Annotated in this window: 9 protein-coding genes; 6 read left to right on the top strand and 3 right to left on the bottom strand. The window is 43.5% G+C overall.

The genetic code is table 11. The features are described 5' to 3' along the window. From QOW94_RS02410 to QOW94_RS02390, 5 genes are all read left to right on the top strand, one after another. The coding region (locus QOW94_RS02410; RefSeq protein ID WP_283678545.1) for a DUF5776 domain-containing protein at window positions 1-1,010 on the top strand (1,010 nt) is incomplete at its 5' end. Between the two features lie 176 nt (window positions 1,011-1,186). After that, complete coding sequence (locus tag QOW94_RS02405; protein WP_283678543.1) at window positions 1,187-2,743, top strand: glycosyltransferase; 1,557 nt, start codon at window positions 1,187-1,189, stop codon at window positions 2,741-2,743. Beyond that, window positions 2,743-4,254 carry a glycosyltransferase gene (locus QOW94_RS02400; RefSeq protein ID WP_283678542.1) on the top strand — a complete coding sequence of 504 codons (1,512 nt, stop codon included), beginning with the start codon at window positions 2,743-2,745 and terminating at the stop codon, window positions 4,252-4,254. The genes QOW94_RS02405 and QOW94_RS02400 overlap by 1 nt, the downstream gene beginning before the upstream one ends. A gap of 16 nt (window positions 4,255-4,270) precedes the next feature. Next, window positions 4,271-5,206, top strand: coding sequence for an NAD-dependent epimerase/dehydratase family protein (locus tag QOW94_RS02395; RefSeq protein ID WP_283678540.1), 936 nt, complete (start codon window positions 4,271-4,273; stop codon window positions 5,204-5,206). A gap of 143 nt (window positions 5,207-5,349) precedes the next feature. Continuing rightward, window positions 5,350-7,857 (top strand): excinuclease ABC subunit UvrA, encoded by a 2,508-nt coding sequence (locus tag QOW94_RS02390; protein WP_283678538.1) that lies wholly within the window; start codon window positions 5,350-5,352, stop codon window positions 7,855-7,857. A gap of 106 nt (window positions 7,858-7,963) precedes the next feature. Here QOW94_RS02390 and QOW94_RS02385 read toward each other — a convergent pair whose 3' ends face one another. Beyond that, window positions 7,964-8,185, bottom strand: a complete 222-nt coding sequence (locus QOW94_RS02385) for a hypothetical protein (RefSeq protein WP_283678536.1) — start codon at window positions 8,183-8,185, stop codon at window positions 7,964-7,966. 119 nt (window positions 8,186-8,304) lie between these two features. Between QOW94_RS02385 and QOW94_RS02380 the strand changes: the two genes are divergently transcribed. Next, window positions 8,305-9,243: a LacI family DNA-binding transcriptional regulator gene (locus tag QOW94_RS02380; RefSeq protein WP_283678535.1), complete on the top strand. Its 939-nt coding sequence runs from the start codon at window positions 8,305-8,307 to the stop codon at window positions 9,241-9,243. 31 nt (window positions 9,244-9,274) lie between these two features. On the opposite strand, the gene QOW94_RS02375 is transcribed toward QOW94_RS02380, so the two are convergent. Both QOW94_RS02375 and QOW94_RS02370 read right to left on the bottom strand, forming a co-directional pair. Further along, window positions 9,275-9,844, bottom strand: coding sequence for a hypothetical protein (locus QOW94_RS02375; RefSeq protein ID WP_283678532.1), 570 nt, complete (start codon window positions 9,842-9,844; stop codon window positions 9,275-9,277). A gap of 14 nt (window positions 9,845-9,858) precedes the next feature. After that, on the bottom strand, window positions 9,859-10,824 hold the full coding sequence (locus QOW94_RS02370) for an FAD:protein FMN transferase (protein ID WP_283678530.1): 966 nt from the start codon (window positions 10,822-10,824) through the stop codon (window positions 9,859-9,861). Between the last annotated feature and the right edge of the window lie 7 nt (window positions 10,825-10,831).

Genomic DNA, 10,831 nt, shown 5'->3' with positions numbered 1-10,831 from the left:
CAAGCAAGGCTGCCAGTGATGCCAAGGTATCAAGTGATGCCAGCGATGCCGCTTCCAAGGCTGCCAGTGATGCAAGCAAGGCCGCTGAAGGTGCTGTAAGTGATGCTGCCGTAGCCTCTAAGGCTGCTAGTGACGCTGCTTCCAAGGCCGCTGCCGCAAGCAAGGCCGCCAGTGATGCTGCTTCAAGAGCTGCATCTAATGCCGCAAGTCAAGCTGCTTCAACAGCCGCTAGTGCTGCTGCATCAAATGCTGCTGCAGGACAAGCTTCAGGTGGTAGCTTTGTAAATGGTGGCAGTGCTTCTGCTGATGATTCTCAAAAGGCCAACGATAATTACTACCGTTCAGTTGAAAAGAGAACTTTACTCACAACCAAAGGATTGTACAGATACAATGGCAAATCGTTCAAGAATGCTAATAAGCTGAGTTACGTCAAGCCAGGAACTGTCCTTCACGTTGTTGCACTTACAGGTAGTGGTAAGACTTCAAGATTTATTCTTGCTGATGGATCATATGTAACTGGCCTTAAAGACTACAGTAACTTTGTAGACGTTAAGGATGGATACTCAATTGATCACGCAACCACTTGGTATGTAACAAATCCTAAGGGAGTTTACGAATACTCAGGCAAGAAGTTCAAGAGTTCTAAGAAGGTTCGTCACCTCAAGAAGGGCTCAGTTCTTAAGGTTAAGAGAATCGTTAGAAATGGTTCGATTACCAGATTAGAATTGACTAACGGCCGTTACGTAACCGCAAAATCATCAATGGTTAAGAAGTACATGAAGAAGGTTTACAAGTACTCAACACCAAAGACGGTTAAGGTTACAAAGGGTATTTACGAACACAAAGGTACTAGCTTTACAAAGGGAAGCCGAGTAAAGCCAGCCAAGAAGAATAAGACATTCAAGGTTAAGGCATATGTCAGAGTTGGATCTAAGGTAAGATATCAACTTACAAATGGGCACTACATTACTGCTAGCGCAAAGTTTGTAAAAGGACCTAAGAACAATTAAAATGGTTGTATAAGCCATGTGACAGGTGTCATTACCTTGACATAACAGACATGGTCTAATAGTTAAGTCGAAAGATGGTTATTGGATCAGAATTACCTGAATTGGGTAAATCGAAAGTAGGCGAGACATACATCTCGCCTGCTTTTGTACATAATCTATTGATACGGAGGGGAATTATGTATTACTTTTTAAATCCAACTGTAACGGTTCAACAATCTGGGGTTGGACACGCCGAGATTAAAAGATTTCAATTATTCAAGAGTTTCAATAAGCCTGTCAAAATATTGACGACTAACTTTGATATGTCACTAACGAAGGGACTTGAAGCGTCAGGTGTAGATAACAAGTCTTCACTTAACTTGTTTGACTTCTTTGGTGATATGGAGGGGATTGCATCTCAAAAATTCACCGTTGCTGACTTGAATATTGATAAGACCCTTGATGTTCAGCCGACTGAGAATAACATGATTGATGTTCTTCGTGGTGCGGAGAGAAAAATGCAAATCGTTCTTCGTGATGATGGTGAGCAATTCGATCACGTCAGCTACTTCGATACTAATAAGAGGTTAGTGGAAGTTGATTGGTGGGATCCTCGTGGATTTAAGTCATTACAACAAATCTATGACCGAAGTGGTTCGGCAAGAGTTGAACGAGCATTTAATAATAAAGGTAAGTTATTCTATGAGACTTACCACTTTGGTAAGGAATACGACAAGATCGATAATAGTTCTTATCGAATTATTGACTACAAGGGAGTAGATTGGGACTTCAACAGTACTAAGCAATTAGCAACATTTTTCTTTGATGAGGTGACTAAGCGAGATCGTGAACGTGGCGAGCACACAGTTATTGTCAATGATGCCAGTTTTGAACTGTCTTGGTCACTGCTGCATATGAAAGAAAATGCCTTCGTAGCAATGCAACTTCATAGTAACCATACGAACGATCCAATTGAGACGTTGCACTCGGGAATTAACTTTAACTACGAGTATGCATTGAATAACTTTAAAAAATGGGACGCTATGATTGCCCCAACAGAAACTCAAGCTACTAACTTGCGGAAACGGTTTGGTGATAATCCTGAGACGTTTGTTGTTCCCGTTGGTGTGGTTTCTGATGACGTACTGAACGCTCCTAAGCAGGATTTTGACAAACGAACACCAGGAAAAATCGTGATGATTGCTCGGTTATCACATGAAAAGAGAATTGACCATGCCATTAAGGCGTTTGCTAAGGCACTTGAGAAAGTACCTGGTATGACCCTTGATATCTATGGATATGCGAACGATAAGTCTGGCGATATTGCTAAAAAGTTAGTTAAAGATTTGAATCTTACTAAGGCAGTTAGCTTCATGGGATATACCCAAGATATTAATGCAGTATATGATCAAGCCCAGTTGTCGATTTTAACCAGTGAAGCGGAAGGATTACCACTATCACTTATTGAAGCTCAGTCACACGGTGTTCCTTTGGCTTCTTATGATATTAACTATGGTCCTCGTGATGTTATTAATGATGGTAAAGATGGCTTGCTAGTCGAAGCTGGAAATATCGATGCAATGGGAGACGCAATTGCCAAAATTATGGGTGATGATGAATTAAGACGTCAGTTTAGCGAAACGGCATACGAATCAAGAATGAAATACTCTAAGGAAAATGTCTGGAAACAGTGGCAGATATTTGATCAGGGAGCAACTAAATATTTTGAGTCAACCGAAGGAGGCAACAACTAATGTATTTCTTTGTTAATGAATATTTATATGGAATGAACTCAGGAATCGAGCATGCCGAGTTCAAACGACTCAATTTATTTAAGAGTATGGGGGTTGGAGCCAAGCTGGTGACTCGGATGTATAATCCAGAGCTCCATCGGACGATGATCAACTTCGGCCTTGAAAAGGATCAAATCGTGAATATGTTTGATTTCTTTCAAAAAGCAGTTGATATTGATACTAAGGAAGCAAAAATTGCTGATGCTAATATCAATAAAGAATATGAAATCGATCCAGACCCAACTATCTCTAAGATTTACCGTGGCGATATTTTAACCGAACGAATGATTTTCATGGGTGGTACGTATGGCCAGTTGAGTACCCATGAGTATTTTGACAAGTATCAAAACTTTCTTCGGGCTGATATTTGGGATTGGCGTGGATTCAAGTCTGCCGTCAAATACTATGACGCTGAAAGAAAACCAATCCGAGCAGAATTCCTTGATATTTACGGAAATACCGTTCTAGAAGCTTCTTATGGAAGTGAAAATGGCACTGATGATGATATGACCATGTTAAAGTTGGTTAACTATAAGGGCCAAGATAGATTGTTTGATAGTGTTGGGGATTTATTTACATTCTTCCTTAATGAATTGGATAAAGAGTACGGTGCCGGTAATAATACGTTTATCGCAGATCGACCTTTGTCAACCTACATGCCAGTTATCAATATTGATAGTGAATCTCGCAAGTACATTTACATGCCGATGATTCAAACTGATCAAACCTATTCATTGGCACTTGGGCAACTTAATGGAATCTATGAAGAAGCCTTTAAACCAGAGAACCTTAGCCGATTATCAGGGGTTATTACGGCAACTAAAGCCCAACGTGATGATATTGCTGAGCATATTGAGAAGAAAATCCCCGGGGTTAATACACCAGTATTCCACTTACCTGCTGCAACAGTTGATGAAGTTAATGGAATTTCAACAACTAAGAAAGACCAAATCGTATTTGTTGGGCGTCTCGGAAATGACAAAGGGATTACCCGTTTGATTGAAACATTCAAACAGGTACACAATAAGTCTACCAACACGCACTTCCTAATTTATGGGTATGGTCCTGCTGAAGATGATGCGAAAGAGTATGCTGAAAAGCTGGGAATTAAGGACGTTGTCGAATTCAAGGGTTATCAAACTGACCTTCATGACGCATACAACGATTCGAAATTGTTTGTTACGACCACGGCAACTGATGTTCAACCATTGGCAATGACTGAAGCTGCTAGTTATGGTTTGCCAATGGTAGCATTTGACATTGCCTACGGTCCTCGTGAAATTATCCGGGATGGCTGGAATGGTCTTATCTTCAAAGATGGAGAGGTCATGAACATGGGTGCCGCGATTGGTGACCTGTTAAAGGATGATAAGCGCTTGAACGAACTATCAAATAATGCATTGGAAACTGCTCATAAGTTCTCAAATGCTGAGGTTGCAAAGAGCTGGCGAGAAGCAATCGTCACCGACTAATCGAGAGGTAATTAATATGATTGAAAAAGTTTTAGTTACCGGTGGGGCTGGTTTCATTGGCTCTACGTTAGTTAATGATTTGTTGCGAGATGGCTATGAAGTTACAGTAGTTGATGATTTATCAATGGGTTTAAAGGAAAATTTACCTGCAAATACAAATCTGACGTTCTATGAGAAGTCGATAACTGACTATGATTTTATGGGTAAACTGTTGATTGATGAAAATTTCGATTATATATTTTTGCTGGCCGCGGTTGCCAGTGTTGCTGATACGATTGAACGTCCAGCTGAAACCCATGAGATAAATCAGAACGCAAACTTGTTTGTGCTGGAAACGTTACGGTTGAATCAACTGAATCCCAAAAAGGTCATGTTTACCTCATCTGCAGCGGTGTACGGTAATGATCCTGAGTTACCTAAAACGGAAACTTCGAGAATCGTACCGTTATCTCCTTATGCTGTTGATAAATTTGCGACTGAAAGGTCGGTTATTAATTATGGAACACTGTATGGAATGAATACTGCTGCTGTTAGATTCTTTAATGTTTATGGGCCAAGACGAAATCCAAGTTCACCATATTCTGGAGTTCTTTCGCTGATTTCTAGTAAGTTGAAGGATGGAACTGAGTTTACGATGTTAGGTGATGGACAGCAATCAAGAGATTTTGTTTTTGTTGAAGATGTGGTCTCGGCATTGCGGTTAATTGCTAGAACTCATGATACAAACGGCGAAGTATATAACGTTGCTACAGGTAGTTCAATTTCACTACTGGATACAATTAAAGAGTTTGAAAAAGTCGCTGACCGAAAACTGCAAATGAAGTTTGCGGATGAACGGAAAGGTGATATAAAGTACTCGAGTGCTGACATTAATAAGCTAAAAGCGATTGGATATGAACCAAAGTATTCATTAGCAGAAGGCTTGGAAGAGTATTGGCGGTCGTTGAAGTAAAGGAAAGGGCTGATTACGTGGTGGTCAGCCTTTTTAATTATCCATAGATTTATTGTTTTCGTGTGTTTGGCATAATAAACTCTGTGTATGTATTTAAACTTTGTGAATTTTAACTATAATTAAACACAAGGAGCGTGATACCCATGCAATCTGAACACATTGAAGTTAGGGGCGGCAACGTCAACAATCTCAAAAACATTGACGTTGATATTCCGCTGCACAAGTTCGTCGCCATTTCTGGTTTGTCAGGATCGGGGAAGTCCTCGTTAGCGATGGGGATTCTCTATTCTGAGGGAGCTAGAAGGTACCTTGATGCGTTGGCAACTTACACTCGTCGTCGCATCAGTCAGGTGGGGCGGTCTGACGTAAAATCGGTCAAACACATTCCGTCGGCATTGGCCTTACGACAAAGACCAACCGTACCAGGGGTTCGCTCAACAGTGGGAACCATGACTGAAATTTTCAACGTGTTACGGTTGATTTACTCGCGCCTAGGTTCACCGGTCTGCCCAAACGGTCACCGGGTTCCGCCGACAATTAAGATCGCCGAAGCAATGGATAAGATGGGCCACGAAATGGGCGTTATCAAATGCCCAACCTGTGGCGTGGAGTTTAACGCCTTTAGCGCGGAGGACTTTGCGTTTAACTCTGACGGGGCGTGCGAGGAGTGTGAGGGGCTAGGAGTTACTAAGCAAATTGATCCAGAGAAACTGATTGGTGATACTACCAAAACCATCCGCGAGGGAGCCGTGAACGCCTGGCACATTCCTGGCCGTAACTTTATGCCAATCGTCGCCCAGGCGGCTGGGGTGCGGATTGATGTGCCGTTTAATGAGCTGACCGAAAAAGAAGTCGATATTGTGTTGCATGGAAAGCAGAAGAAGTTTTCAATCAATATTCCGTCTAAAAATGGGCGGGTCTTCCACATGGATAACGCGTTGTACGAAAACGCCTTTAACGCCATTGAAGACAGCATGAAGACGACTAAGAGTGAGGTTGCTTTGAAACGGTTGAATCGGTTCTACAAATTCACCACCTGTCCGGTTTGTCACGGCACGCGAATCAAGCCAGACCGATTGAATCAGCTGATTGCGGGCAAGAATATCGTTGAGGCAAGTAAACTACCGTTAGGGGAATTGCCTGCGTTTGTGGCGGAAAGCAAAGAGTGGCTGCCGACTGACATGCAGAAACTGGCCGATAATTTAACTAGTGAACTTCTCAATCAACTGCAACCATTACTTGATCTGGGACTAGATTACCTGACGATGGACCGTGGTGGCTCAACCTTATCGACGGGTGAACTGCAACGGATTCAGTTAGGCCGGACGCTGAGAACGCAAACCACGGGAGTGTTGTATGTTCTCGATGAACCATCAGTTGGACTGCATCCGGATAACGTTAATGGGTTGATCAAAATTTTCCATCAGCTGGTCGAACAGGGTAACTCTCTGGTAGTAGTTGATCACGAAACTTCAATCATTGATGCGGCTGATTGGGTGATTGAAATTGGCCCTGGTTCTGGGAAAAACGGGGGTAACGTGATTACCCAGGGTACGCCAGCGGACATAAAGCGGAACCCGAAGTCGCTGATCGGTCCGTTTTTGACTGGCAAGGAACAACTGGTAACGAGGGCTGTTGCTGATGACGTTGGTGGAGCTGGTGATATCTCAATTACGATTGGTGACCGTTTCAATTTACATGATGTAACGGCTAAGTTTCCGATTAACCGATTGACTGCGGTGACGGGCTTTTCTGGTGCTGGAAAGACGACTTTGGTGTTGGATGGGTTACTTAAAGCGTTTGATCTGACGGAGCATAATCAGCCCTTACCTAAGTACATTCCGCAGTTCGACCCCAATCGTTTGAAAAAAGTGGTTAGCGTCGATGCAACGCCAGTTGGGAAAAACGCGCGCTCGACGGTGGCAACGTACACCAATATTATGAATAACTTACGGACGCTGTATTCTGGCTTAGCTGAGGCTAAGAAGCTGGGATATACTAGCAGCTACTTCTCCTATAACAACAAGCAGGGAGCCTGCCCAACGTGTGGCGGAACTGGTGAGATTTCACTCGATATTCAGTATCTCCCTGATATGGTGGAGGTTTGTCCGACCTGTGGTGGCAAACGGTTCAAGCAGGACATTTTGGCGGTTAAGTGGAATGGTCACTCGATTGCGGATGTTCTGGATTTAGATGTTAATTCAGCGATTTCCGTTTTCAAAAACAATGATACGATATTGGCAACCCTGAAAACCTTGCAGGGAATGGGGCTTGGCTACCTTCATTTGGGTGAAAGTACGCCTGCTTTGTCTGGCGGTGAGGCGCAACGATTGAAGTTGGCTTCGCATATGAAACGGTCCCAGAAGAACACGCTATTCATCTTTGATGAGCCAACGGTTGGCCTGCATCCAATCGATGTCCACGTGTTACTTGGTGTGTTTGACGGTTTGATCAAGCAGGGTGCAACGGTGCTGCTGATCACTCACGACTTGGACCTGATGGCTAATGCTGACTACATGGTCGACATGGGGCCGAAGGGTGGTCGCTTGGGTGGTAAAATCGTGGCGGCTGGCAAACCGCGGGAGCTAGTGAAGACCGCGGATAGTTTAACGGTGAGATATTTGAGAGAACATTTTAACAAGTTTGATTGAATTTTTATGGAAAAAAATAGCGACTCCCTATATTGGGAATCGCTATATTTCGTTGATAATCTTATATTTGATTCTTACTTTTCAGTTATCATCAAGTATAAAAGCATCAAGCAAATTTGATTAGGTACTGCCAAGGACCATTGGCGGCATTCACATTAATAATTTCGCCGTCGGTCAGCTTAGCTGGGCAAATGAATGATGGGTCGTAGTGGTTTGCGCTTTCAAACAAAAACCGTTGCTGGTCGAGCTTCTTTATGTAGCCGGAAGCCCCGTCCGAAAGCATCACGTGCTGTTCATTCATTTGAGGATCAAGTTGAATAGTAACCATTCTATCTCACCTCCCAACTGCATTTTAGCACAAATATTCGGTCGGATTTTCAAAAAAGCAAGCCATTTGATAAAAACTTCGTTATTATATAGGTAACAATAAAAAACGAGGAATCAAAAATGGCGACTAAGTTAAAGGATGTTGCCCAGTTGGCCGGCGTCTCAGTTACGACCGTGTCGCGGGTAATTAACAACAATCCAGTTATCAGTGAAAAAACAGTACTTAAGGTTCGCGAGGCAATGCGGGCGTTGAATTATCAACCTAATGCGTTGGCTAGGGCAATGCAGGGAAAATCATCGCGGTTTATCGGCCTGATTCTCCCTAATTTGACCAATCCATTTTATGCTGAACTGGTTAACGTTATCGAACGCAAACTGTTCAAGAAACGGTACAAGGCAATCATTGCATCATCTGCCAACAATGAACAGATTGAGCACGAGTATCTGGGGATGCTGATGGCGAACCAGGTTGAGGGTGTGATTTCTAGTTCACATAATCTAGGAATTGAGGAGTACAGTCAGGCATCGGCTCCAATCGTGTCGTTTGATCGTTATCTAGCAGATAGCGTTCCGACCGTTTCAGCAGATAACGCTGCGGGAGGTCGTTACGTTGCTCAGTACATGGTTGATCATGGTGCCACACGGGTGGCGCTGATGTCAGAGGATGATAGTTCGAACTCACCAACCATTGCGCGGACAACGGAATCAATCAAGATTCTGGAAGCAAACGGGATTAAATACGAATCAATCCCAGTTGACGCAGAAGTTTCGGCTGATTTGTTTCCTGGTGATTTTGACGGCGTGATTGCTAGTAATGACGTTACTGCCTTGCAAATTGCGAGGTTGGCTAGGGATGAAGGCCGCAAACCGTTTGAGGACTTTCTGATTACGGGTTACGATGGCAGTGAGTTTGTTAGGGATATCTGCCCTGAGTTGCCAACGGTGGTTCAGCCAATTGATGAGATTGCTGACCGCTTAATAGATACATTGTTGGCTCAGTGTGAAGATGGGGCTGAAATGCCAGCTCCAGAAATATTACCAGTTAAATTTGAAGATTAAAAAGCGGAAACCAATTTGGTTTCCGTTTTTATTATGACAACCAGTGAGTATCCGAAGGACCAGTAGCCGTATCGGCGTGAAGGGTCCGCTGCTCTTTTGGTTTCTCTTTCGGTTGTTCTTGTTCAGCTTTAATTTGTTCAGGCGACTTATCGTACTGAGGTGCCACAAACGTTTCGGGATCATAGGTAACTGATGCCCCAGTTGAAGTGTCGGGCTTTTCATTTTCCTCATCAGCAATGGTACTGCCAAGGTCACCGGGGATTTCTAACGCCCCTAGGTACTCACCGTTTCGATTTCGAACGGCATAAAAATTGATTGGTTCGTTATTTTTTCCAGAAATTGAACCATGATTATTACCCGCCTTTAGTGATTCAAGAACTTCGTTGTACTTACTCCATGCTCCGTCTGGGTGACGGTCCACTAGTTTGGCAGGAAAAGAGTCCTTGCTAGGTCGGGATGACCAGAGATAGTTATCGTCAGCGTCGATGAACGTGAGGTTGAACGGTAGAGATTTGAAGATGGCTTCGATTTGACTCAAGGTCAAGGTGCCGTTCTCAAACTGAATAATGCTGTCTTTGATGAATGGTTGGTTGTTAGCCATTGCTGTGAACTCCTTTATTGTTGATTTTTTAGAATGCCGGCTAATTTATAATTATCGTCGATTATCTGAAATTTATCTTCAATCCTGCTGGTAATAAAAACGCGGTTATCGCGGGTGACAAAAATTAGGTCAACGTCTGCTTTGAGCTGGCTCACTAATTGTGGTGCCTTAATGATTCCATTGAAGAATGCCAAACTAGACCAAATTTCGGCTTTGGTGGAAACTGGGGTGATTGCAGTAACACTAGCTAGTTCAGTTTCCAATGGGTGGCCAGTTCGGGGATCGATGATGTGGTGGTACATTTTGCCATCAACTTCAAGGTAACGCTCGAAGATTCCAGAGGTGACTAGTGATTTAGCCGAAGTGCTAATAACGGCTAGGTTCGGCTGGTCGGTTTCAACTGGTTCGCGGATGCCAACGTTCCAATTACCACCGTGTGGGCCGGTTCCAACTAACAGAACGTTGCCACCAAGGTTAATGATACCGCTTGTTACACCTTGAGTTTCCCACAGTTTTTTGATGCCGTCGGCGATGTAGCCCTTGGCAATACCGCCGAGGTCGAGTTCCATTCCACTTTTGGTGAGAAATACTGATTTGTCGGTTTCGTTCAGAATAACATTGTTGATGTCGATAAGCTCAGATGCCTGCTTAATCTCGGCTTCGGTTGGAATTCGGGCGTCTTTGAACCCGATTGACCATAGTTTGACCAGTGGACCGATTGCTACGTTGAAGCCTAGGTTAAGTCGACTTACTTCAACCGCTCGTTTGACTAAACGGAAACTGGAATCGGAAACCACAACTGGCTGGATGTCGGCAGCGTGGTTAACCGCCATGATTTCGGATTGGTCGCGATTAACGGTTAATGCATCTTCGAATTGATTAACCAACTGTTCCGATTCGTTCAGTAAATCTGCTGGGGCGTCGTCATCGATTTGCAGGTCAATTCTAGTGCCGAGAGCTTTGAATGTCTTAGTTTGCATGAGCTAC

This window comes from Lentilactobacillus sp. Marseille-Q4993 (assembly GCF_951230165.1).
In the GTDB taxonomy this organism is placed as follows: Bacteria; Bacillota; Bacilli; order Lactobacillales; family Lactobacillaceae; genus Lentilactobacillus.
The sequence above is the reverse complement of the archived record's forward strand: the minus strand, read 5'-3'. Positions and strand labels throughout refer to the sequence as shown.

What these genes read in the sequence shown, in the direction of transcription:
- QOW94_RS02405 (WP_283678543.1), top strand. Translation starts at nt 1,187, where the DNA reads ATGTATTACTTTTTAAATCCAACTGTAACGGTTCAACAATCTGGGGTT.
- QOW94_RS02400 (WP_283678542.1), top strand. Translation starts at nt 2,743, where the DNA reads ATGTATTTCTTTGTTAATGAATATTTATATGGAATGAACTCAGGAATC.
- QOW94_RS02395 (WP_283678540.1), top strand. Translation starts at nt 4,271, where the DNA reads ATGATTGAAAAAGTTTTAGTTACCGGTGGGGCTGGTTTCATTGGCTCT.
- QOW94_RS02390 (WP_283678538.1), top strand. Translation starts at nt 5,350, where the DNA reads ATGCAATCTGAACACATTGAAGTTAGGGGCGGCAACGTCAACAATCTC.
- QOW94_RS02385 (WP_283678536.1), bottom strand. Translation starts at nt 8,185, where the DNA reads ATGGTTACTATTCAACTTGATCCTCAAATGAATGAACAGCACGTGATG.
- QOW94_RS02380 (WP_283678535.1), top strand. Translation starts at nt 8,305, where the DNA reads ATGGCGACTAAGTTAAAGGATGTTGCCCAGTTGGCCGGCGTCTCAGTT.
- QOW94_RS02375 (WP_283678532.1), bottom strand. Translation starts at nt 9,844, where the DNA reads ATGGCTAACAACCAACCATTCATCAAAGACAGCATTATTCAGTTTGAG.
- QOW94_RS02370 (WP_283678530.1), bottom strand. Translation starts at nt 10,824, where the DNA reads ATGCAAACTAAGACATTCAAAGCTCTCGGCACTAGAATTGACCTGCAA.